This window comes from Kribbella aluminosa (assembly GCF_017876295.1).
Taxonomy (GTDB): Bacteria; Actinomycetota; Actinomycetes; order Propionibacteriales; family Kribbellaceae; genus Kribbella; species Kribbella aluminosa.
Genome location: NZ_JAGINT010000001.1, coordinates 2,322,321 through 2,344,804, shown reverse-complemented (window position 1 = coordinate 2,344,804; position 22,484 = coordinate 2,322,321). Strand labels below are relative to the sequence as shown.

The 22,484-nt window shown below is 69.3% G+C and carries 22 protein-coding genes; 4 read left to right on the top strand and 18 right to left on the bottom strand.

The annotated features are described in order from the left end of the window. Window positions 1–99: 99 nt before the first annotated feature. The 4 genes from JOF29_RS11425 to JOF29_RS11410 are packed head-to-tail and all read right to left on the bottom strand — an operon-like array spanning window position 100 to window position 3,005. Window positions 100–1,191, bottom strand: coding sequence for a threonine aldolase family protein (locus JOF29_RS11425; protein WP_209694174.1), 1,092 nt, complete (start codon window positions 1,189–1,191; stop codon window positions 100–102). Between the two features lie 30 nt (window positions 1,192–1,221). After that, a complete protein-coding gene (locus JOF29_RS11420) occupies window positions 1,222–1,896 on the bottom strand; it encodes a zf-HC2 domain-containing protein (RefSeq protein ID WP_209694173.1) in 675 nt (224 codons plus the stop codon). Beyond that, the gene (locus JOF29_RS11415) at window positions 1,889–2,422 is read right to left on the bottom strand and encodes a sigma-70 family RNA polymerase sigma factor (protein ID WP_307863259.1); all 534 of its coding nucleotides are present in this window, start codon (window positions 2,420–2,422) and stop codon (window positions 1,889–1,891) included. The genes JOF29_RS11420 and JOF29_RS11415 overlap by 8 nt, the downstream gene beginning before the upstream one ends. A 46-nt stretch (window positions 2,423–2,468) precedes the next feature. Then, entirely contained in the window at window positions 2,469–3,005 is a 537-nt protein-coding gene (locus tag JOF29_RS11410; protein ID WP_209694171.1) for a COG4315 family predicted lipoprotein, read from the bottom strand. A 97-nt stretch (window positions 3,006–3,102) separates the two neighbouring features. Between JOF29_RS11410 and JOF29_RS11405 the strand changes: the two genes are divergently transcribed. After that, window positions 3,103–3,426: a nuclear transport factor 2 family protein gene (locus JOF29_RS11405; protein WP_209694170.1), complete on the top strand. Its 324-nt coding sequence runs from the start codon at window positions 3,103–3,105 to the stop codon at window positions 3,424–3,426. Window positions 3,427–3,448: 22 nt separating this feature from the next. Here the strand turns inward: JOF29_RS11405 and smc are convergent, their stop codons facing one another. Continuing rightward, window positions 3,449–7,012: a chromosome segregation protein SMC gene (smc, locus tag JOF29_RS11400; RefSeq protein ID WP_209696082.1), complete on the bottom strand. Its 3,564-nt coding sequence runs from the start codon at window positions 7,010–7,012 to the stop codon at window positions 3,449–3,451. A 203-nt stretch (window positions 7,013–7,215) separates the two neighbouring features. Here smc and JOF29_RS11395 point away from each other — a divergent pair, with 203 nt between their 5' ends. Continuing rightward, the gene (locus JOF29_RS11395) at window positions 7,216–7,434 is read left to right on the top strand and encodes a hypothetical protein (protein ID WP_209694169.1); all 219 of its coding nucleotides are present in this window, start codon (window positions 7,216–7,218) and stop codon (window positions 7,432–7,434) included. A gap of 159 nt (window positions 7,435–7,593) precedes the next feature. On the opposite strand, the gene mutM is transcribed toward JOF29_RS11395, so the two are convergent. From mutM to JOF29_RS11355, 8 genes are all read right to left on the bottom strand, one after another. Beyond that, window positions 7,594–8,448 carry a bifunctional DNA-formamidopyrimidine glycosylase/DNA-(apurinic or apyrimidinic site) lyase gene (mutM, locus tag JOF29_RS11390; RefSeq protein ID WP_209694168.1) on the bottom strand — a complete coding sequence of 285 codons (855 nt, stop codon included), beginning with the start codon at window positions 8,446–8,448 and terminating at the stop codon, window positions 7,594–7,596. Between the two features lies 1 nt (window position 8,449). Beyond that, window positions 8,450–9,181, bottom strand: a complete 732-nt coding sequence (rnc, locus tag JOF29_RS11385; RefSeq protein WP_209694167.1) for a ribonuclease III — start codon at window positions 9,179–9,181, stop codon at window positions 8,450–8,452. A gap of 15 nt (window positions 9,182–9,196) precedes the next feature. Then, window positions 9,197–9,388, bottom strand: coding sequence for a 50S ribosomal protein L32 (gene rpmF / locus JOF29_RS11380; protein ID WP_130387616.1), 192 nt, complete (start codon window positions 9,386–9,388; stop codon window positions 9,197–9,199). Between the two features lie 96 nt (window positions 9,389–9,484). After that, window positions 9,485–10,000, bottom strand: a complete 516-nt coding sequence (locus JOF29_RS11375) for a YceD family protein (RefSeq protein ID WP_307863258.1) — start codon at window positions 9,998–10,000, stop codon at window positions 9,485–9,487. Between the two features lie 128 nt (window positions 10,001–10,128). Continuing rightward, a complete protein-coding gene (coaD, locus tag JOF29_RS11370; protein WP_209694166.1) occupies window positions 10,129–10,599 on the bottom strand; it encodes a pantetheine-phosphate adenylyltransferase in 471 nt (156 codons plus the stop codon). Further along, a complete protein-coding gene (gene rsmD, locus JOF29_RS11365; RefSeq protein WP_209694165.1) occupies window positions 10,592–11,152 on the bottom strand; it encodes a 16S rRNA (guanine(966)-N(2))-methyltransferase RsmD in 561 nt (186 codons plus the stop codon). Before rsmD ends, coaD begins: the two co-directional genes overlap by 8 nt. 34 nt (window positions 11,153–11,186) lie before the next feature. Further along, complete coding sequence (gene recG, locus JOF29_RS11360) at window positions 11,187–13,424, bottom strand: ATP-dependent DNA helicase RecG (protein ID WP_245358483.1); 2,238 nt, start codon at window positions 13,422–13,424, stop codon at window positions 11,187–11,189. 13 nt (window positions 13,425–13,437) lie between these two features. Continuing rightward, window positions 13,438–15,060 (bottom strand): DAK2 domain-containing protein, encoded by a 1,623-nt coding sequence (locus JOF29_RS11355; RefSeq protein ID WP_209694164.1) that lies wholly within the window; start codon window positions 15,058–15,060, stop codon window positions 13,438–13,440. Between the two features lie 128 nt (window positions 15,061–15,188). On the opposite strand from JOF29_RS11355, the gene JOF29_RS11350 reads away from it, so the two are divergent. After that, the gene (locus tag JOF29_RS11350; RefSeq protein WP_307863257.1) at window positions 15,189–16,178 is read left to right on the top strand and encodes an SAM-dependent methyltransferase; all 990 of its coding nucleotides are present in this window, start codon (window positions 15,189–15,191) and stop codon (window positions 16,176–16,178) included. A gap of 58 nt (window positions 16,179–16,236) precedes the next feature. On the opposite strand, the gene rpmB is transcribed toward JOF29_RS11350, so the two are convergent. The 5 genes from rpmB to JOF29_RS11325 all read right to left on the bottom strand — a co-directional run bounded on the left by rpmB (window position 16,237) and on the right by JOF29_RS11325 (window position 21,686). Next, complete coding sequence (rpmB, locus tag JOF29_RS11345; protein WP_130387610.1) at window positions 16,237–16,458, bottom strand: 50S ribosomal protein L28; 222 nt, start codon at window positions 16,456–16,458, stop codon at window positions 16,237–16,239. Between the two features lie 85 nt (window positions 16,459–16,543). Further along, window positions 16,544–18,532 (bottom strand): aldo/keto reductase, encoded by a 1,989-nt coding sequence (locus tag JOF29_RS11340; protein WP_209694163.1) that lies wholly within the window; start codon window positions 18,530–18,532, stop codon window positions 16,544–16,546. Between the two features lie 33 nt (window positions 18,533–18,565). Next, window positions 18,566–19,393: a carbohydrate ABC transporter permease gene (locus JOF29_RS11335; RefSeq protein WP_209694162.1), complete on the bottom strand. Its 828-nt coding sequence runs from the start codon at window positions 19,391–19,393 to the stop codon at window positions 18,566–18,568. Continuing rightward, entirely contained in the window at window positions 19,383–20,411 is a 1,029-nt protein-coding gene (locus JOF29_RS11330) for a carbohydrate ABC transporter permease (RefSeq protein WP_209694161.1), read from the bottom strand. The genes JOF29_RS11335 and JOF29_RS11330 overlap by 11 nt, the downstream gene beginning before the upstream one ends. After that, complete coding sequence (locus JOF29_RS11325) at window positions 20,412–21,686, bottom strand: ABC transporter substrate-binding protein (protein WP_209694160.1); 1,275 nt, start codon at window positions 21,684–21,686, stop codon at window positions 20,412–20,414. A gap of 118 nt (window positions 21,687–21,804) precedes the next feature. Between JOF29_RS11325 and JOF29_RS11320 the strand changes: the two genes are divergently transcribed. Then, complete coding sequence (locus JOF29_RS11320) at window positions 21,805–22,410, top strand: HAD family hydrolase (RefSeq protein ID WP_209694159.1); 606 nt, start codon at window positions 21,805–21,807, stop codon at window positions 22,408–22,410. Window positions 22,411–22,484 lie beyond the last annotated feature (74 nt).

Here is a 22,484-nt window from a genome sequence, read left to right as displayed (position 1 = left end):
AGCACGAGCCCCGAAAGAACCAGCAGAACAACCATGGTGACGACGAATGTCAGCACTTCTCTCCCCAGATCCCCACATCCAACACAGTGCCTGACGTTCCTATCGCGTCAGAAGTTCCCCGAAAGCCTTGGCGATTTCGTCGACCTGCCACTCGAGCGTCGACGGCGTCATCACCAGCTCGGTCCACGACCATCCGGGGACGCCGGCCGACTCCCAAGGGAAGCTCAACGCCTCGCGCGTCCGCTCCATCCGCTCGACCGCGGCGCGCTCCATCGACTCGGCCGCCCGCGGCGCGTAGACCCGGAACGAGTTGCTGTGCGGCGGCTCCGGGAACACCCGGAATCCTTCACTCTGCAAGGCCATCGCGACCTCGACGGCCCGCTGGTGCAGGTCGTCCATCAGCGGGAGCACCGTCCGCAGACCGTGGCGCGCGGAGACGGCGTACGGGAACAGCGAGTAAAGGTTGCCGCCGAGCCGGCGCTGCCACCGGCGTACCTCTGCGATCACGTCCTCGGGTCCGGCGAGTGCTGCACCGCTCATCGCACCGAGGATCTTGTAGAACGACACGTACACGGTAGACGCCAGCGCACTGACCTCGGCCAGGCTGTGACCCAGGTACGGCGTGCTCTCCCAGAGGCGGGCGCCGTCGAGGTGCAGCGGTACGCCGCGCTCGGCGCAGGCCCCGGAGAACATCACCAGCTCGTCCCACGTCGGCAGTACGAACCCGCCGTCCCGGAGCGGTAGCTCCAGCGTCACGGCAGCCAGCTCGCCGGGGATCGCGGCCAGCTCGTCCGGGCGCGGCTGACGCAGGTCCGACGTCATCCGCTCGATGCGCAGGTGGTGTACCTCTTCCAGCGCGTTCAGCTCGTGCATCAGCAGGTGGGCAAGCCCGTGCACCGCTACCCGGCTGGTGCCGGCGCGGTCGGCGTACACCCGCAGTACGGACTGCTGGGCCAAGATGCCGGTCGGGAGGAACACTGCAGCCGGCTTGCCCAGTAGCTCGGCAACCTCCTGCTCCAGCGCCGCTACCTCGCCACCGTTGCCGTAGACATCGACTTGGTCGTCGGTGACCACCTCCGCGAGCTGCCGCAGTCGCTCCGCCGCCGGCACTCGCCGGTTCGACAGCCAGCGCTCACAGTTGTCCGCCGCGTTCTTCCGGCGCTCCCGCAGGTCCTCGGAGATAGTAGCCACAGCTCCATCCTCTCCTGTCCTGCAACCGCGTTACAGCGTGGCCGTCACCACATGCTGTCCTTGCACGGTCCTGATCTCCACCGAGCGCACCTGGTCGAGCGGGACCAGCACGCCGCCGCCGAACGTACTGCCGTTGGCGGCAGCCTTATCGGACACCAGCCAGCTGCCCGCGACCCAGCTGTAGCCGGCCTTGTCCATGACGACCATCTCGCACTGGTCACCGGCCTTCAGCCCGCTCACCTGCACCTGCACCCAGCTCCAGCCTGACCGCGGCTCCACCGTCGTAGCCATCCGGGCGCCCGTGTTGGTGTCCACTGTGGTGACCTGGCGGGACCCTGCCACCGGCTGGTCACCGCCCGACGTAGTCGACCGCCCGATCGCCATACCGCCACCCAGAGCGCCTGCAACGACGACAAGGGCAGCCGCAATCCACAGCCACCTCGACCGCCGCTTGAGCGGCGCCGGGGGTTCGGAGCGTGCCTCCCGCAGTGTCCGCTGCAGCAGGAGGTCGCCGCCCTCCGGTGGGCCGTCCAGGAACGCCTCTGGCGGCACTTCGCCGAGGAGGTCCTTCAGCTCGGTCAGCTCGGTCAGCTCCGCCCGGCACTCGGCACAGGTGGCCAGGTGCTCCTCGACCTCGGCAGCCTCGGCCGGCTCCAGCGCACCGAGCGCGTAGGCGCCCAGCTGGCTACGGTCATGCTCACTCATGGGACACCTCCTTGGTCTTCTCTGCCAGCACCGCGCGCAGAGCTCGGAGGGCGTAGTACGTACGTGATTTGACCGTACCGGGCGGAACGCCCAGCTCTTTCGCAGCTTCTGCCACCGACCGGCCGCGGTAGTACAGCTGCACGAGCACTTCACGGTGCTCGGGCGACACCTTGTCCAACGCCTCCATCACCACCATGGTGTTCACGACGTCCTCGGAGTGGTCCGCCTCCACCGGCGGCCGGTCCGACACGTCCGCCACCTCGACGGGGCGTGCGGCCCGCGCCCGGGCCCGGTCGGTGACCAGGTTCCGCGCCACGGTCAGCAGCCAGCCCCGCACCGACCCCTTCCCAGCGTTCAGGTCGTCGGCATGCTTCCACGCCCGCAGCAGCGTCTCCTGTACGACGTCCTCGGCCGCGGCCCGGTCTCCGGTGAGACGGGTCGCGTACGCGAGCAGGCTGCGCCCGTGCTCGGCGTACAGCGCCCGGATCAGGGCCTCGGCGTCGCGCCGCCCTGGGGTGTCACCCACCGACCGCACGATACCGGGATTCGGCGGTGCCAACACCAGCACAGGGTCAGTAGCCGTTGCCATTACCGGAGCTGCTCGGCTTGGTGGTGACTTTGTGACCATCCGCGCCGACTGCCCACCACACGCCGCCGGTCGCTTGGCCCTTGGCCTGGCCGGCCTGGGAGTCCTGCGCGAACAGGTACAGCGGCATGCCGTTGATCGCCAGCTGCTTGCTCCCGTCCGACCTGGTGATGGCGCTGACCAGGGAAGCGTCGATGCCCGTCAGCTGGGGAGACCCGGACCCCGCCGGCACGGCCGGCCACAGGGCCAGACAGCCACCTTCACAGGTGGACTTGCCCTTGCTGTCCTTGTCGTACACGTACACCGTCCGCCCGTTGCCATCGACAACAACCTTGCCGAGCCCACCGACGGTCGCGGTCGCAAGCTTCCCCCCGCCGGCGGCCGGAGTCGTCGCGGGCGCCGAGCTGGAACCGGAGCTCGGAGCCGAGGTGGAACCGGAGCCGTACCCGTTCCCACTGCCACAGGCGGTCAAGCCGGCCAAGCCGAGCACCGCCACACCCATCACACTGGCCACACGCATCATGACGACCTCCTCGGCGTACCGAACCTCACCCTGCACACGTACGCAGCCACGATCCGGTTCACCACTTCCGGCGGGAGAGGTGGATATCGTCGTCGGCATGAGCCAAGAGATCCCCGCAGCGGTCCAGCGCGCGCTCGACGCGATCGACGCCCTCGACACCGACGCGTTCGTCGCGGCCTTCGGCCCCGACGGCTACGTGAACGACTGGGGCCGCGAGTTCCGCGGCCCCGACCAGATCCGCTCCTGGAGCGACAACGAACTGATCGGCAAGCAGGCCACGTTCACCAACACCGAGGTCAGCGCCCCCGGCAACCCCCTGACGATCCGCACCCAGGTAGGCGGCAACGGCTTCAACGGCCCGTCCCACTTCACCTTCGACGTACAGAACGACACGCTGGCCTCGATGACCATCACGGCGTAGGCGGGGAATTGCCAGGCACCACCTAGACCGGTTCGGGCTCCCGGATGCGTTGGGATATGACGGCGGAGACGCCGTCGCCGCGCATGGTGACGCCGTACAGGGCGTCGGCGACCTCCATGGTGCGCTTCTGGTGCGTGATGACCAGGAGCTGGCTGTTCTCGCGGAGTTCTTCGTAGATCTCCAGGAGGCGGCCGAGGTTGGTGTCGTCGAGGGCTGCCTCGACCTCGTCGAGGATGTAGAACGGCGACGGGCGCGCCTTGAACAGCGCGACCAGGAACGCGACCGCGACCAGCGAGCGCTCGCCGCCGGAGAGCAGCGAGAGGCGCTTGACCTTCTTGCCCGGCGGGCGGGCCTCGACGTCGATACCGGTCGCCAGCATGTCCGACGGGTCGGTCAGCACCAGCCGGCCCTCACCGCCCGGGAACAGCCGGCTGAAGACGTGCTCGAACGCGATCTCCACGTCCTGGTACGCCTGGGTGAAGACCTGCTCGACCCGCTCGTCGACCTCCTTGACGATGTCCATCAGGTCGCGGCGGGACTTCTTCAGGTCGTCGAGCTGCTCGGAGAGGAAGCGGTGCCGCTCCTCCATCGCCTCGAACTCCTCGAGCGCGAGCGGGTTGATCTTGCCGAGCTGGTTCAGCGCCCTCTCGGCCTGCTTCAGCCGCTTCTCGACCTTGGTCCGGTTGAACGGCTCGCCCTCGCGCTGCTCAGCATCATCAGGGTCGTCCGGTGACGCAACCGGCGGGACCAGCTGGTCCGGCCCGTACTCCGTGACCAGCGCGTCGACCTCGATCCCGAGCTCGCCGAGGGCCTTCTCGTACAGCGCCTCGAGCCGCATCTTCTGCTCGGCCCGCGCCAGCGCGTCCCGGTGCACGGTGTTCGTCAGCTGCTCCAGCTCGGAGCTGAGGTTCCGGGTCGCGGACCGGGCCCGCGCCAGCGCCTGCTCGCGGTCGGCCCGCTGCGCCTGGATCTCCGCCCGCTCGGCCGCGGCCAGCTGCAGCGAGGACTCCAGCCGCGCCAGCACGTGACCAGCAGCCAGGTGTACAGCGTTCGCCGCCTCCGCCTGCCGCGCCCGCCGGGCCGCCCGCGCGATCGACCGGGCTCGCGCCTCCCGCTCCTGCCGCGCCGCCCGCTCCAGCGAGTCCGCGCGACCGGACAGCGCCCGCGCCCGCTCCTCGGTGGTCCGCAGCGCCAGCCGCGCCTCCATCTCGGCCGCCCGCCCCGCCTTGGCCGCCTCGGCCAGCCGGTCGCGCTCCGACGTGTCCGGCTCGTCGCCTTCCTCGTCGAACGCCTCGGCGTCCATCAGCCGCTCTTCGAGCTCGGCCAGGCCGGACAGGTTCCTGTCGCGCTCCTCCTCGGCCGCCGCGATCGCCTCGGCCATCCGCTCCGCTTCACCGCGGGAGGCCTTGGCCAGCGATCCGAAGTGCCCCAACTGCTCGGCCACCGCGGCCATCGACGCGTCCGACTCGTGCAGCCGGGCCAGCGTGATCTCGACGGACTCCTTCTGCCGGGACCGCTCCTGCTCCAGCGCCTGCAGCTCGAACCGCAGCCGCTCGCTGCGCGCCGTCGCCTCGATCAGCTTCTCCGCCGCCTCGTCGACCGCGGACTGCACCTCGATCAGGCTCGGCGCCGCGTCCGACCCGCCGTACACGAAATGCGCTCCGAGTACGTCGCCCGCACGCGTCGTGCAGGTGACATCGGGCAGGTTCCGTAGCAGGGACCGTGCCGCGTCGACGTCGTCCACGACCGCGACCTTGCGGAGCAGCCGCCGCAGCGCGGGCCGCAGCGTCTCGGGGCACTCGACGACATCCACGGCGTACGACGCGCCGTACGGCAGGACGGGCCACAGCGAGTAGTCGTCGGCCGGTGCGTCGCCGAGCAGCATCCCGGCGCGGCCGAGGTCGTGCTCCTTGAGGTGACCGACCGCGTGCAGCGCGGCGTCCGTGTGCATGACGGCGACCGCGTCCGCGGCCTCACCGAGCGCCGCGGCGATCGCGGTCTCGTACCCGGACCGGACGCTCAGCAGCGCGGCGACCGACCCCATCAGGCCGTTGATCTGCTCGGATGCGGCCAGCAGCGCGCCGGCGCCGTCCTTGCGGTTCAGACCGAGCTCGAGGGCTTCCTTCCGCGCCGCCAGACCGGTGCGCTCGCGCTCGGCGTCACGCTCCTCGGCCCGCAGCTTCGTCAGCCGCTCGTCCAGCTCGTCGAGCACCGCCTGGGCGCCCTCGTACTCCTCGTCGAGGCCCCTCTCGCCGGCGTCCAGCCCGGCGACCTGGGTCTCCAGCGCGGTGAAGTCGTGCTGCGCCTTCGCGGCGCGCTCCTCGGCCTCCCGGCGGTTGCTCGCCAGCCGGCCGATCTCGGACTCGGCGGCGGCCGCGCGGCTCTGCAGCGCGTTCACCTGGCCGGTCAGCCGGGCCAGGCCCTCGCGGCGGTCCGCGGCGGCCCGGATCAGTGCCGAGATCCGGCGCTCCTCCTCGGCCTCCTGCGACTCCAGCTGCTGGCGGCGCTCGACCGACTCGGCGAGCAGCTCGGAGTGCGCCTCGACCTCGGCCTCGATCTGCGCCTCGGTCTCGCGGACCCGGGCGGCCTCCAGCTCGAGCTCCTCGGGGTCGCGCCCCGGCCGCGGCTCCTCCGCCTCGTCGTTCAGCGAACGGATCCGGTCCGCGGCGATCCGCGCCGTACCCTTGATCTTCTCCCCGAAGCCGGACAGCTGGTACCAGGTGTCCTGCGCGGCCTGCAGCGCCGGGGCGTCCTCGCGGAGCGCGTCCTCGAGCTCGGCCTCCAGCTCCCGGGCCTCGCGGAGCTTCGCCTCGACCTCGGTACGGCGGTCGGTCAGCCGGGCCTCGTCGCGCAGCTCGGCCTCCAGCGCGGACTGGGCCTGGACGATGTCGTCGGCCAGCAGCCGGGCCCGGCCGTCCCGGACCTCCGCCTGGATCGTCACCGCGCGGCGCGCCACCTCCGCCTGGCGCCCGAGCGGCTTCAGCTGGCGGCGGATCTCGGTGATCAGGTCGCCGAGCCGGTTCAGGTTGCCCTCGGTGGCCTCCAGCTTCCGGATCGCCTTTTCCTTGCGCTTGCGGTGCTTCAGGACGCCGGCGGCCTCCTCGACGAAGCCACGGCGGCCTTCCGGCGTGGCGCGCAGGATCGAGTCCAGCTGTCCCTGGCCGACGATGACGTGCATCTCGCGGCCGATACCGGAGTCGCTGAGCAGCTCCTGGACGTCGAGCAGCCGGCAGTTCTGGCCGTTGATCTGGTAGTCGGAGCCGCCGTTGCGGAACATCGTCCGGCTGATCGTCACCTCGGCGTACTCGATCGGCAGCGCGCCGTCGGTGTTGTCGATGGTGAGCACCACCTCGGCGCGGCCCAGCGGCGAGCGGCCGGAGGTGCCGGCGAAGATGACGTCCTCCATCTTGCCGCCGCGCAGCGACTTGGCGCCCTGCTCACCCATCACCCAGGCCAGTGCGTCGACGACGTTGGACTTGCCGGAGCCGTTCGGTCCGACGATGCAGGTGATGCCTGGTTCGAAGTTCATCGTCGTCGCGGACGCGAACGACTTGAAACCCCGGAGCGTCATGCTCTTCAGGTACAAGGCGAAGGTCTCCAACCCGTGAAAGGACAGACGGTACCTAAGGAACCGCCGTAGCTGTTCGTCACGCTGCCGCTACCCGGGGGAAGTTGTTCCGCTTCGCAGTCTACAAAGAGATTCGCGCAATCCTGCGGAGGCCGAGCCGATCGGTGCTACAAACCAGCGCGGCGGAGGCCCGGACGGGGGCCACCGCCGTTCGTAGCGAAATGCGGACGGTCGAGAAGTTACTTCTTGAAGCGTCAGACCGAAGCGGGGGCGCGCAGAGCCTCGTCGACGGTGAGCAGCCGACCCTCATGGATCTGGGCCACCAGGTGATCGTTCTCTGCCTGGAGCCGCATCACGTGCGCCTCCAGATCTGCGACACGCCGATTGAGCAGACGAACCTGCTCGAGCATGCGCGGGTCAGTGCCTCCAAGATGCCCTAGAAGAGCCTTGGCCATTGTGCTGTCCTCCGGAAGGGTTCTGGCCGGTCGCGCTCCTCAGTCCAGGTCATGCGGGAGCGCCGGAAAGGTGTGCCGTCTTTCAGGGTGACACCGGCGGGGGCGACGGGTCAACCTGGGCCACATCTATTAACAATACCTCGCTCACCAGCGGACGTGCCGTGGAACGGGCTGACATTTCGGGCACCGGTACGACGAACGGTTCATGAACGGCTCACGACGGATCGGCCGGCCGTCCCGCGGGCACGGCGAACCCTCCTGCCCGTAGACGTTCAGGCCGCGCTCGAAGTACCCGGATTCCCCGTTCACGTTGACGTACAGGGCGTCGAAGCTGGTGCCACCAACGGTCAGCGCCGCGGCCATCACGGCGTGGGCCTGCTCGAGGATGGCCCTTATTTGTAAGGGTTTCAGCGTTTCTGTGGCCCGCGCGTAGTGCAGCTTGGCCCGCCAGAGCGCCTCGTCGGCGTAGATGTTGCCGATCCCGCTGACCGCGGTCTGGTCCAGCAACGCCCGCTTCAGGCCGGTCTTCCGGCGCCGGATCTTCGCGATCGCGGCGTCGGTGTCGAACAACGGGTCGAACGGGTCGCGGGCGATGTGCGCGATCTCGGCGGGCAGCTCGGCGCCGCCCTCGGAGTACGACAGACCACCGAACATCCGCTGGTCCACAAACCGGACCTCTCCGCCGCCGTCGGCGAACCGGAACCGGACCCGAAGGTGCGGCTCGTCCGGTGCCCCGACCGGCTGGACCCGGAACTGACCGCTCATCCCGAGGTGCGTCAGGACCGCGTCACCGGAGGTCAGCGGCAGCCACAGGTACTTCCCGCGCCGGGCCGGCTCGGCGAACACCTGCCCCTTGAGCCGGGACACGAAGTCCTCCGGCCCGGCGGCATGACGCCGTACCGGGCGGGGATGCAGCACCTCGACGGACTCCACGGTCCGGCCGGCGAGGAACTCCACCAGCCCCCGCCGGACGACTTCTACCTCGGGAAGCTCGGGCACCTCAGGGCTGCTGCGAGGGGTCCACGCTGTCCGGGTGCGCGGCGCGCAGGGCCTTCCAGGCGGTCTCGGCGGCCTGCTGCTCGGCTTCCTTCTTGCTCCGGCCGATACCGTGACCGTACGTGTCGGCGCCGATCCGGACCCGGGCCTCGAACGTCTTCGCGTGGTCCGGCCCGGACTCCGCGATCACGTACTCCGGCACGCCGACGCCGAGCTGGGCGACCAGCTCCTGCAGCGAGGTCTTCCAGTCCAGGCCGGCACCGAGCCGGGCCGACGACTCCATCAGGTCGTCGAACAGCCGGTGCACCACCGAGCCCGCGACCTCGAAGCCGCGGTCCAGGTAGACGGCGCCGATCAGCGCCTCGACACAGTCGGCGAGGATCGAGGACTTGTCCCGACCACCGGTGGCCTCTTCGCCGCGGCCGAGCCGCAGGTACTTGCCGAGCTTGAGCTCGCGGGCGACACCCGCGAGCGCACGCATGTTGACCACCGCGGCCCGGAGCTTGGCCAGGCGGCCTTCGCTCAGGTCCGGGTGGTTCCGGAACAACGACTCCGTGACGATGACGCCGAGCACGGAGTCCCCGAGGAACTCCAGCCGCTCGTTCGTCGGCAGCCCACCGTTCTCGTACGCGAACGAACGGTGGGTGAAGGCGTGCTCCAGCAAATTGTCAGCCAGCGATACGCCGAGCCGCTGGTTCAGCTCGGCGTAGAGCCCCGTTTCGTTGGCAGAGTTCACTGGGAAGGTTGCCGTTTAGCTCTCGACGACCTGGCGGCGCTCGCCCTTGGCGCCGTACTGGCCGCAGTTGGGGCAAACGGTGTGCTGCAGGTGCTTCGCGCGGCAGGCGGGGTTCACGCAGGTGACCAGCGACGGGGCAGTGGTCTTCCACTGGGCCCGGCGGCTGCGGGTGTTGCTGCGCGACATCTTCCGCTTCGGAACGGCCACGGTTATGACTCCTCGGTTCGGCCGGAGGCCCGGTGGGACCCGGCCGGCTCAGTCTGACGATTTCGGGTACTGCTAGGTGGTGCGGTGGAGCTGTTTTCAGTTGTCCTGCTCGGTGTTCTCGAGCAGTCCGTCGAGGGCTGCCCAGCGGGGGTCGCCGCCGTCCTCGTGCTTGTGGCCGGGCTCGTCCGCCAGGCGCACCCCGCAGTCGGGGCACAGTCCCGGACAGTCGTCCGTACACAGCGGCTGGAACGGCAGTGCGAGCACCACCTGGTCCCTCAGCGCCGGCTCGAGGTCGATCAGATCGCCCTCCATCCGGCTGGCCTCGTCTGGCTCGGCTTCGCTCTCCGGGTAGACGTACAGCTCCTGGACGTCAGCGAGGAACTCGTCCTCGATATCGACCAGGCACCGCGCGCACTCCCCGACCAGGCGGCCACTGGCCGTTCCGGTCACGAGCACCCCTTCGACCACCGATTCCAGCCGTAGATCGAACTGGATCGGGTCGCCGTCGGGGACGCCGATCACGTCGATTCCGAGATCCGCCGGCGCCGGCGCCGTGAAGGTGACTTCGCGTTCGGACCCGGCGCGGCGTGCCAGCTCATGCGTGTCGATCACGAGTGGGGACCGCGGGTCCAGGACGCTCAGGACAAACCTCTCAGGCGTGGGCAGGCAAGATCTCGGTCTCGTCGAGACCGGTTGTCAAGACTACCAACTCCCCGGCGTACCGCCCAATCCGGGGCACTCTAGAGCTTGTTCGGTAACCGTGCGTGAACGGCGGGCGTCACGAACGAGCTGACGTCGCCGCCCAGCCGGGCGATCTCCTTGACCCAGCTGGAGGAGATGAACGCGTTCTCCGGTGCGGTCGGGAAGAACAGCGTGTCGACGCCGGTCATCCGCCGGTTCAGCTGCGCCATCTGCAGCTCGTAGTCGTAGTCGGCGGCCGAGCGCAGCCCCTTCACGATCACCCCGGCGCCCTCGGCCCGGCAGTAGTCGACCAGCAGGCCGTCGAAGGTCCCGATCCGGACGTTCGGGAACGGCTCGACCAGCTCGGTGAGCATCTCGATCCGCTCCTGCGGCCCGAACAGGCGGTTCTTCGACTGGTTCACCCCGGTCGCGACGATCAGCTCGTCGAAGGCGGCGGCCGCCCTGGTGACGATGTCGAGATGCCCGACCGTGGGCGGATCGAAGGTGCCGGGAAAGACGGCCTTAACCATGGCGGTGACCGTACCAAAGGCGGGCCTCGCCGTACTTGCGGTCCCGCAGCGCGGCGAACCCCTCCGGCCACTCCCACGGCTCCCGCTTCCCGCGCTCGACGACCAGCACCGCGTCCTCCGCCAGCCAGCCGTGCGCCGCGAGGCCGGTCAGCACCTCCTGCAGCTCGGCGGTCTCCAGCTTGTACGGCGGATCCGCGAACACCAGGTCGAACACCGCCGGGGCGTCACCCGCTGTGAGCTTCTCGACCGGCCGGGTGAGCAGCGTCGCGCCGGGCAGCCCGACCGTCGTCAGGTTCGCCGCGATCACCTCGGCCGCCCGCCGGTCCGACTCGACCAGTACGGCCCGCGCCGCACCCCGGGACAGCGCTTCCAGCCCGATCGCGCCGGATCCGGCGTACAGATCGAGCACCGCGAGCCCGTGGAAGCTGCCGAACTCGGACTCCAGCGACGAGAACAACGCCTCCCGCACCCGGTCCGCCGTCGGCCGCGTCCCACTCCCCGGCGGCACCCCGATCCGCCGCCCACCGGCCGCTCCCCCGACAATCCGCGTCACGGGGCCTCCCGGTCTGGCGCGGCATTCAACACAGTCACGTCTTCTCCAGGTATTCCGTGGTCTCGGACTCCAGTGCTTCCCGTACGACGGCCCGCAGCGCCGGGTACTCGGCCAGCTCGGCGTCCGCCGAGACGATCGAGTTCGCCACGTGCCGGGCCGCGAGGATCACGTCCTCGTCGCGCAGCACGCTCAGCAGCTTCAGGCTCGACCGCCGCCCGGACTGCGCGACACCGAGTACGTCGCCCTCGCGCCGGGTCTCCAGGTCGATCCGGGACAGCTCGAACCCGTCCGTCGTCGACGCGACCGCCTCCAGCCGCCCGTACGAGCTCGACCCGGCCCACAGGTCCGTGACCAGCAGGCACAACCCCGGCACCTGGCCCCGCCCGACCCGGCCGCGCAGCTGGTGCAGCTGCGAGATCCCGAACCGGTCGGCGTCCATGATCACCATCGTCGACGCGTTCGGTACGTCGACCCCGACCTCGATCACCGTGGTCGCGATCAGTACGTCGACGTCCCCGGCCGCGAACCGCGACATCACCGCGTCCTTCTCGTCGGCCGGCAGCCGCCCGTGCAGCACCTCGACGCGCAAGTCGTGCAGGATCTCCCCGAGCGCCTCCGACACCTGCATCACGGAGATCGGCGGGCGGACCTGCTTCTTCCCGCCCTCGTCGGTCTCGAGGAGCTCGCCCTCCTCGTCCTTCGCGTTCTTGACGTCGTCCCCGATCCGCGGGCACACGACGTACACCTGATGCCCCTTGCCGACCTCCTCGCGGACCCTGACCCAGGCGCGCTGCAGCCAGTCCGGCCGCTCCTTCGCCGGTACGACGGACGACTGGATCGGCGAACGGCCGGCCGGCAGCTGGGTGAGCGTCGACACCGCGAGGTCGCCGAACACCGTCATCGCCACCGTCCGCGGGATCGGCGTCGCGGTCATCACCAGCACGTGCGGGGTGTTCTCGCCGGACTTCGCGCTCAGCGCGGCCCGCTGCTCGACCCCGAACCGGTGCTGCTCGTCGACCACCACCAGCCCCAGATCGGCGAACTGGACCTTGTCCTCCAGCAGCGCGTGCGTCCCGACCACGATCCCGGCGGCGCCGCTGGCCGCGTCGAGCATCGCCGTACGCCGAGCCGCCGCGTTCAGCGAACCCGTCAGCAGCCCGATCTTCGTGGCGTGTTCCGCGCCGCCGAGCATGCCCTGCTCGGCCAGCTCGCCGAGCATCTTCGTCAACGTCTTGTGGTGCTGGACCGCGAGCACCTCCGTCGGCGCCAGCAGCGCGGCCTGCCCGCCGTTGTCGACCACGGACAGCATCGCCCGCAGCGCGACCACGGTCTTCCCGGAACCGACCTCACCCTGCAGCAGCCGGTGCATCGGGTGCGGGCGGGCGAGATCCGCGAAGACCTCCTCCCCCACCTCCGTCTGCCCCTCGGTCAGCTCGAACGGCAGCCGCTTGTCGAAGTCGTCGAGCAGCCCGCCCTGCACCCGCGGCCGAGGTACGGCGTTCAGCGCGTCGGTGACGGCGCGCCGCTGGGCGAGGATCGTCTGCATCACCAGCGCCTCCTCGAACCGGAACCGTTGCTGCGCGGCCTCGATGTCCTTCTCGGTGTCGGGCAGATGCACCAGCTGCAAGGCGTCCCGGAGCCCGAGCAGCTTCTCGGCGCGCAGGATCAGGTCCGGCACCGGGTCGTCGACCCGGTCGTCCAGGCTGTCCAGCACGATCTTCACCGACCGCTCGATCGTTGCGGTCGGCAACTTCGCGGTCGCCGGGTAGAGCGGGCGGAACGGGCGCGCCCGGCGCTCGATCTCGGCGTCCGTCAGGTCCTCCTCGTCCAGGACCTCGGTGCCCGGGTTCTTCAGCTGCATGGTGGTGCGGAACATCGTCACCTCGCCCCAGAACAGGGCGGAGGTACCGGGCGTCAGCTTCGTCAGCAGCCAGGGCTGGTTGAAGAACGCCGCCTCCAGGTCGTTCCGGCCGTCGGTGACCACGACCTTGGTGATCGTCCGCCGCTTGCGGAACTTGTGGGCGTCCTCGGGCTTGATCTCGAGTTTGGTGTCCAGCGCGCGGGCGGTGACCTTCTTGACCCGTCCGTTCACGGTCGCCTGGTCGCCGACCTCGAGCTCGTCGAACGGCGTCAGCTCGCCCTTCTTCAGGTACCGCCGCGGGTAGTGCCGCAGCAGCTCGCCGACGGTCTCGATCCCGAGCACCTCGGCGAACGTCTTGGCCGTCTTGGCTCCGAGGAAGTCCCGGAGTTTGCGGTCCATGTCCGCCATCATCATTTCAACACCGTCATTCCACCCCGATCAACAACGGGTACCTGTCCTGCCCTCCGTCGTACACCATCACATCGACATCCTTGCGCGCGCGCCGTACATGTCGCTCCACAGCCGCCGCCAGCCCGGGGTCCGCGTCCCGCCCGGTGACGATCGTCAGCAGCTCGCCACCACCGCCCAGCAGCCGGTCGACGACGCCGTACGCCGCCTGCTCCAGATCGTCGGTGATCAGCGCGAAGTCGCCGTCGACCACCCCGAGCGCGTCGCCGGCCCGGCACCTCCCGGCCATCGTCCAGGCGTCCTTGACCGCGACAGTGACCGCGCCGTGCCGGGTCTGCCCGGCGGCGGCGGAGAGCTGTACGACGTCGTCGTCGAAGCTGCGCTGCGGGTCGTGGACGGCGATCGCGGCCAGGCCCTGGACCTGGGCGCGGGTCGGGATCACCGCGACCCGGATCCCGTCCTGGCGGGCGGCGGTGGCGGCGGCCTCGGCGACCGCGAGCGAGTCCTGGTCGTTCGGCAGGATCACGATCTCCGGTGCCTTCGACTCCTCGATCGCCTGCAGCAGTTCGCCGGTCGAGCAGCGCCGCCCGGGGCCGCCGCGGATGATCCGGGCGCCGGCCGCGGCGAACAGTTCGCCCAGTCCGTCGCCTGCCACGACCGCGATCACGGCCCGGCCGGGCGCGGGCTCATGGTGGTGCGCAGAGTGTGCATGGTCCGCGAAGTGCGTGACGCGGATCCGGTGCGGGCGGCCGATGCCGATGCCGTGCTCGATCGCGGCGCCGACGTCGTCGGTGTGCACGTGGACGTTCCAGAGTCCGTCGCCGCCGACCACGACGACCGAGTCCCCGAGCCCCGCGAGCCGCTGCCGGAAGCCGTCGACCTGCTCGTCGGGCGCGTCCAGCAGGTACATCACCTCGTACGCCGGGCCGTCCTGGCTGACCGCCTCCTCGCCCCGCGGCTCGACCCGTGCCGGTACGTCGACGCGGACGTGCCGCCCGGTGAGGACCGACTCCATCGCGCCGAGGATCACCACCAGGCCGGCTCCCCCGGCGTCGACGACGCCCGCGCGCCGCAGTACGTCGAGCTGGTCGGTGGTCCGGGTGAGCGCCTGGCGGGCGGAGGCGACGGCGGCCAGGCACACGTCGGCGAGGGACTTGCCGTCGTTCGCGGCGGTCATCGCGCCGGAGGCGGCCGCGCGGGCCACGGTCAGCATCGTGCCCTCGACCGGCTGCGCGACGGCGTCGTACGCGGCGTCGGCGGCGTACCGGAGTGCATCTGCGAAGGCGGCGGCCTCGCTCATCGGCGGATCGGCCAGTACGCCGTCTTCCCGGTCGCGCGGGAGGTTCTCGTCGAGGCGCAGTCCGCAGGCGCGGATCAGCTGGGAGGTGATCACGCCGGAGTTCCCGCGGGCACCGAGGAGGGCGCCGCGGCCGAACGCCTGGATCGCCTCGGTGAAGGTCAGCTCGCCCTTCGGCAGCGCGCCGCAGGCGGCTTCCCAGGTCAGGTAGAGGTTCGTCCCGGTGTCGCCGTCCGGCACCGGGTACACGTTCAGCTCGTCGATCCCGGCCCGCGCCCGCGCCAGGTCGGCCAACGCGGTCCGCGCCCAGGCACGCAGCACCTCAACCGTCAGTTCCTCCACGCCCGGAAGGCTAACGCGTACCGAAGGACGGGCAGTGGTCCCCTCCGGGGCGAGTCCGGAGCGGTCCGCCAGGCTTGCGGCGGGATATACGTACAGGACTACGTCCGGTCGTTCGGTACGGTTCCCAGGTGAGTGTGTTGTTCTCGGCCGGAGCCGACAGCTACGGGTTGGCGGTGCGGGAGATCCGCGGCGAGTTCGGGCGGGACCTGCGGGTCGAGCGGGTCGGGGCGGAGCTCGGGCGGGTGGACGGGGTCCCGGTGCGGGAGCTGGCCGCGGCGTGCGACGCCGGCCGGATCATGTTCGTCCGGCACCTGACGGTCGAGATCGCGAGCTTCGAGGAGCTGCCGCCGGAGTACGAACTGGCGGACCTGGTGCTGGCCGAGCTGCCGGAGTACCCGAAGGCGCTGGCCGTCCAGGCGTGGACCGACGGTCCCGGCGGCGGCTCGTACTACCACCGGCTGGAGGAGGCGCTGGCCGGCCGTGGCGTGGCCGTCACCCGCTCCGGACAGGAGTACGTCGTCTCGTGCTACGGCGGCCGGAAGGCCATCCTGCTCGGGGTCAACCGCCTCGCGGACAGCCTGTCGGACTGGCCCGGTGGGCGGATGCGGTTGGCTCGGGGCGAGGAGCGGGTGTCGCGGTCGGAGTTCAAGCTCGAGGAGGCGATCGCGACCTTCGGGCTGGAGCTGCCGAACGGCGGGAAGGCCGTGGATCTCGGGGCCTCGCCGGGTGGGTGGACGCGGATTCTGCGGCAGCACGGGCAGGAGGTGTGGTCGGTGGACCCGGGCTCGCTGGACCCGCGGCTGCGCGGCGACCGGCGGATCCATCACGAGGCGACCACGGCCGGGCGGTTCTTCGCCGACAACCGGGTCCGGTTCGACGTGGTGGTGAACGACATGCGAATGGACCAGGTGACCAGCGCCCGGATGATGCTCGACGCGGCCGCCCACCTGCGCCGCGACGGCCTCGCGATCGTCACCCTCAAGGGCGGCGGCAGGAACCCCCTCGACGACGCCCGCCGCGGCCTCGACGTGCTCAGCCAGCGGTACGACGTACTCCACGCCCGCCAGCTCCACCACAACCGCAACGAGATCACGGTCGTCGCCCGCAAACACGACTAGGCGCCCGGGACGAACCCGGGCGCCTGTCGAAAGGCCCTACACGGAAGTTTTGCTGGGGTCAGCCGACTACGCGCTGGACCTTTCCGGCCTTGATGCAGGAGGTGCACACCTTCATCTTGGTGGGCGTTCCCTTGATGATCGCGCGGACCGGCTGGATGTTCGGGTTGAAACGGCGCGGCGTACGCGCCTTGACCCGCCGGATCATCGCGCCCTTACCCAGGCGGGCAACGCTGTTGCCGAACGTCGGCTGCTTGCCGCAGACATCGCACTTCTTAGACATGATTCTCCGTGTTCAGGGTCGTGACTCCGACAAATCATGTTACATGTGTGTCAGCCACCCACCAATTCCGCCGTCAGGCAGTGCATCAGGCAGTGAGGTAGGCCACTTCCTCGGCCGTCAGCGTCACCGACAGCCCCGGTGTCGAGGTCCGCGTCTCGCTGACGTGCCGCGGCCCGATCAGCGGGAACACCAGGTACGGCTGGTGCAGCAGCCAGGCCAGTGCGATCGCGGTCGGCTCGACGCCCTTCGCCGCCGCGAGCTCCCGCGCGCGGTCCAGCCGGCGGAAGTTCTCGTCGGAGTAGAAGCAGCGCACCAGCTCGGAGTCCGAGGTGTCCTCCGGCTTGGCCCGCCCGGTGAAGAACCCGCGCGCCTGGCTCGACCACGGGAACAGCGCGACCTGCCGCTCCCGCAGCCACGCCTGCGACTCGTCGTCCGCCACGTGTCGGCAGCCGGCCCAAGGTACGTCGTACGCCCGCGCGAGGCTGAGGTGGTTGCTGAGCAGCGTGAACGGCTGCTTGCTGTTCGCCTCGGCGTACGCGTTCGCCTCGTCGAAGCGCCCGGTGGACCAGTTCGACCCGCCGAACGCCTTGATCCGGCCGGCCTTGAAGTGCTCGTCCAGTACGTCGACGAACTCCGACACCGGGATCTCCTCGTTGTCCCGGTGCATGAAGTACAGGTCGACATGATCGGTCTGCAGCCGCTCGAGGCTCTCGTGCAGCTGCCGGGTGATCGACTCCGGGTCGCAGTGCGGCGTGTGCGCGCCCTTGCCGATCACGACCACGTCGTCCCGGTTGCCGCGCGACTTCATCCACTGCCCGAGCAGCTTCTCGCCACGCCCGCCGCCGTAGATGTACGCCGTGTCGAACGTCGTACCGCCGCGCTCGACGAAGTCGTCGAAGACCACCGCGGCGTGCGGCAGCGTCTGCTGGTTGTCCACGCCCATCACCAGCCGGGACACCTGCTTGTCGACCCCCGGCACGTGGCCGTACGTCATCGGGGCGTCGGCGCGCTTGGCCAGCGGGCGTCCGGTCGCGGTCGGGATGTTCGCGTCGTCCCGCTCGCTCGCGTACTGCTGCCCGATCGCGGCCCGCCACTGGTCCTGGACGGTGAGGTTGCCGAGCGTGTCCGCCCAGCTCATCTCCGGTGCCTCCTTCGCACCGGAAGCGATCGCGGCCTGCACCGCCTCGGCCTCGGCCGTGTAGATCAGCGCCGGCTCCGCGGAAATCTCCCGCGGCTCCTCCCCGGCCCGGTACAGCGTGACGTGGGCCGGCTTGCCGTCGCCGCCGAACCACGGGTCGTCGATCTGCAGGTAGCCCTTGCTGCCGTAGATCCGGACCTGGTTCTGGTCGCCGAGCCGTACGCCGGTGCTGATCTGTGCGGTGATGCCGCCGTCGAAGAACAGCGTCGCCACCGTCCATTCGTCGGCGCCGGTCTCGCCGACCTGGCCGACCGCGTTGACGGCGGCCGGTTCGGCGTACGGCCGGCCGGTCGCCGCACCGGCGATCAGGCGGGCCATCGAGACCGGGTACCCGCCGACGTCGAGGATGCCGCCGCCGGCCAGGTCGTCGGCGAAGATCCGGCTCTCCGGCCGGTACCCGGCCGCGAACGCGAACGTCGCCTGGATCTGGTGGACGGTGCCGAGCTCGCCGTCGCGGACCAGTTGGGTGATCAGCTTGGTCTGCGGCAGGCACCGGTACATGTACGCCTCCATCAGGAAGACGTCGTTGCGTACCGCAGCCTCGATCATCGCCTCGGCCCACGCGCGGTTGATCGCCAGCGGCTTCTCGCACAGCACGTGCTTGCCGGCCTCGGCCGCCTTGATCGCCCACTCGACGTGCATCGGGTGCGGGGTCGCGATGTACACCGCCTCGACGCTGTCGTCGGCGAGCAGGTCCTCGTACGACGCGTGCCGGTTCGCGATGTCCCACTTGTCCGCGAACGTGTTCGCCGACTCGATGGACCGGCTGCCGACGGCGACGACCTCGTTGGTCTTCGACGTCGGCACCTGGCTGGCGAACCGGGAAGCGATATTGCCGGTGCCGATGATGCCCCAGCGGAGCGTTTGGTCAGTCAAAAGAGATCCCGTGGTTGGTTTTGTGGTTTCAGGTCAGAACTTCATGGCGCCTGCCGCCAGGTCGGCGATGAACGAACGCGCGCCGATCAGGAAGACGCCGATCAGGGGGATGACGCTCATCAACGCACCGGCCATCACCATCGAGTAGTCGGTGCCGTAGATGCCGTTCAGCTGGTCGAGGGCGACCTGCAGGGTGAGGCGGTTCGGGTCGGTCATCACGATCAGCGGCCAGAGGTAGTCGTTCCAGACGTTGATGAACGTGAAGATACCGAGGAAGGCCAGACCGGGCCGGAGCACCGGCAGGCCGACGGTGAGGTACTGCCGGAAGAAGCCGGCGCCGTCGACCTTGGCGGCCGAGATCAGTTCGTCGGGGATCGCGCCCTTGGCGTACTGGCGCATCCAGAAGATCCCGAACGCGTTGGCCGCGCCCGGGATGACGAGGGCCTTCAGCGACCCGATCCAGCCGAACTGCGCGAGCACCACGAACTGCGGTACGAGCGACAGCTGGGTCGGGATCATGAACGTCGCGAGCAAGATGCCGAACAGCACGTTCCGGCCCGGGAACTGGTACTTCGCGAACGCGAACGCGGCCAGCGAGTCGAAGAACAGCACCAGCACCGTGACCGCGAGGGACGCGACCAGCGTGAGCAGCATCGAACCGAAGAAGTCGATGTTGTCCAGCACCTTGCCCATGTTCTCGAACAGGTGCGAGCCGATCAGCAGCTTGGGCGGATAGCTGAAGATGTCCGGGGTGGTGTTGGAGGCCATCACCACCATCCAGTAGAACGGGAACAGCGAGACCAGGACGCCGAACATCAGCACGACGTGACCGACTGCGGTGCGTACGCGCTCAACGGACATCGGCGGCCTCCTTCTTGGCATTCTGGGCTGCGATCCTGCGTTCCACCCGCCGAGCGGCGCGTCGGGTCAGTCGTTCCTCGTCGTTGCCGCCGATCAGCCGCCAGTTGATGATGCTGAACAGTACGATCAGCACGAACAGTGCCCACCCGATCGCAGCCCCGTACCCGAACTGGTTCTTGATGAACGCGCTCTGGTACAGGTACGAGACGATCGTCAGGCCGGCGTCGCCAGGTCCGCCGATGCTGCTGGTGTCGCCGAACAGCACCCGGGACTCGGTGAAGATCTGCAGGCCGCCGATCGTCGACGTGACGGCGGTGAACAGGATCACCGGCCGCAGCATCGGCACCGTGATCCGCCAGAACGTCTGCCGCGGCGAGGCACCGTCCACCTTCGCGGCCTCGTACACGTCGGCGGAGATCGCCTGCAGGCCGGCCAGGTAGATGATCGCGTTGTAGCCGACCCAGCGCCAGGTGACGATGGTGGCGATCGCGATCTTGATCCCCCACGGCGAGGTCAGCCATTCGACCTTGCCGAGCCCGATCGACTGCAGGAACGCGTTCAGCAGGCCGAAGTTGTTGCTGAAGATCGAGCCGAACACCAGCGTGATCGCGACCACCGAGGTGACGTTCGGGACGAAGTACGCGATCCGGTAGAAGGTACGCAGCCGGGTCGCGTTGTGCAGGGCGTTCGCGATCACCAGCGCGAGCAGCAGCATCGGGACCGTGGACAGCACCCAGATGATCAGCGTGTTGCCGATCGTCTTCCAGAACGTCGCGTCGGTGAGCAGGTAGTGGTACTGCTCCAGGCCGACCCACTTCATCTGCCCGATGCCGTCCCAGGAGTGGAACGAGATCCAGATCGAGAACAGCACCGGGAACGCGCCGAAGATCGCGAACAGGATGAAGAACGGCGCGACCGCCGTGTACTGCGGAAGCGCCTGCCGGTACTTGTTCGGCGGCTTGTCGTCCGCCGCGGTGGTGGCCACAGCGGCCGGGGCGGCCTTACTGGTGACTGCCATTCAGATCGCCCCCACTCGGCTGAGCTCGCGCTGGACCTGGTGCTGGGCGTCCGCCCAGGCCTGGTCGGGGTTCTTGCCGGACGCCTCGATGTTCACCAGTTCGGCACCGATCGGGGTGTCGATGATGCTGTCGTACGGCGAGAAGTACGCGCCCGGGTACTTCTTCGCGGAGTCCGCGAACACGTCGACGATCTTCTGACCGCCGAAGAACGGGTCCGGCGCCGACAGCCGCGAGTCCGTGTAACTGGCCGGCGTGGACGGGAACAGCACCGGGTCCAGGAACGCCTGGGCCTGGTTCTTGGCCGACTCCAGCCAGCTGATCAGCGCGAAGGCCGCCTGTGGGTTCTTGCAGTACTTCGTGATCGCCAGGAACGACCCGCCCTTGTTGCCGGCGCCACCAGGAGCCGCCGTCACCCGCCAGAGTCCCTTGGTCTTCGGGGCCGCGTTCTTCGGCCCGAGCTGCGCCCACCAGACCGCACCGTTGTAGGCGACGAGCTTGCCGTTGGTGACGACCGCGTTCTTGTCGGTCGAGTTCTGGGCGTTAGCCGACAGCCCTTCCTTCACGACCCGTACGGCCAGGTCGAACGACTGCCGTACGTGGTCCTGATCGCCGATGTACTGCCCTTCCTTCGTCATGTACTTCTTGGGCAGTTGGGCCATCCGGTAGCCGTAGATGCTGGTGATGTTGTCGGTGATCGACGAGCCCGGTACGGCCTGCTTGAGCTTCTTTCCGAGCGCGATAAAGGTGTCCCAGTCCGGTGCGAGTCCCGCGACCGCGGCCGGGTCGATGTCGATGCCGGCCTTGGTGAAGATGTCGGTGCGGTAGAACAGCGCGGTCGGGCCGGTGTCCATCGGATACGCCATCATCTTGCCCTGTGGAGTGACCCCCCACTTCCACTTCCAGGGCAGGAAGTCCTGCTCGAGATCCTTGGCGCCGAGCTCGTACAGGTCGTGGAACTGGTCCGCGTTCGGGAAGTAGGTCGCGACGTCGTCGTTGATCGCGACGATGTCCGGTACCAGGGACTTCCCGGCCAGTGCGGTCAGCACCTTGGTCTTGTAGTTGGAGCCGATCCGGGTCATCGCCAGCTTCATGCCGTCGTACCCGGGGATCGCCTTCTCGGCCTGGCCGATCAGGCCGTCGTTCACGGACCCGACCCAGGTCCACATGCTGAGCTCGTTCTTTCCACCCAGTGAGCCGACGGAGCCGCAGCCGGTGAGACCGGCGGCGGCCGCGGCGGTGCCGGCCGCCAGGAATTTCCTTCTACTCAGGGTCATAGCCTCACCTGGCGCTTTCTGTTGGATTTCGCCGGAAGGTGTCCACCTATGTTTACGTAGCCATAGGTAAGCGCATACCGACTGAACCGGTCAAGCCCTCCGATGACAAGATGACGCCATGACCTCACGCGCCGTCCTGTTCGATGCCGACGGAGTGCTCCAGCGGCCCACCTTCGACTGGTGGAGCCGCCTGGGCGCACTGGTACCCGCCGACGGCGACGCCTTCGTCAGCGACCTGATGGCGGCCGAGCGGCCGGCGCTGGTCGGGAAGGCCGACTTCCGGGACACGCTCGCCGACGTACTCCGGCGCTGGAACTCGACCGCGTCCGTCGAGGAGGCGATCGAGCCGTGGAGCTGGTTCGCCGCCGAGCCCGAGGTGGTCGAGCTGATCCAGGCGCTCCGGGCGGCCGGCGTCGACTGCCACCTGGCCACCAACCAGCAGGCCTACCGGCGGGCGATCATGCAGGACGAACGCGGGTACGGCGCCTGGTTCGACCGGACGTTCTACTCCTGCGACCTCGGCCTCGCGAAGCCGGACCCGGCGTACTTCCGGGAGATCCTGAGCACGATCGACGTACCCTCGTCCGAGGTGCTGTTCATCGACGACAACGCCGCCAACGTGGCGGGCGCGCAGAGCGTCGGCCTGCGGGCGGAGCTGTACGACCTGTCGGCCGGCGTACCAGCCCTCGTCGAACTGCTCCGCCGGCACGACCTTCCCGTCTGAGCTCGGATCCGTGAAGGTCACCCGGCCCGAGCCGGCCAAGTCAGAGGCCACCCCCCTGCCGTTCAGTTAGTGCA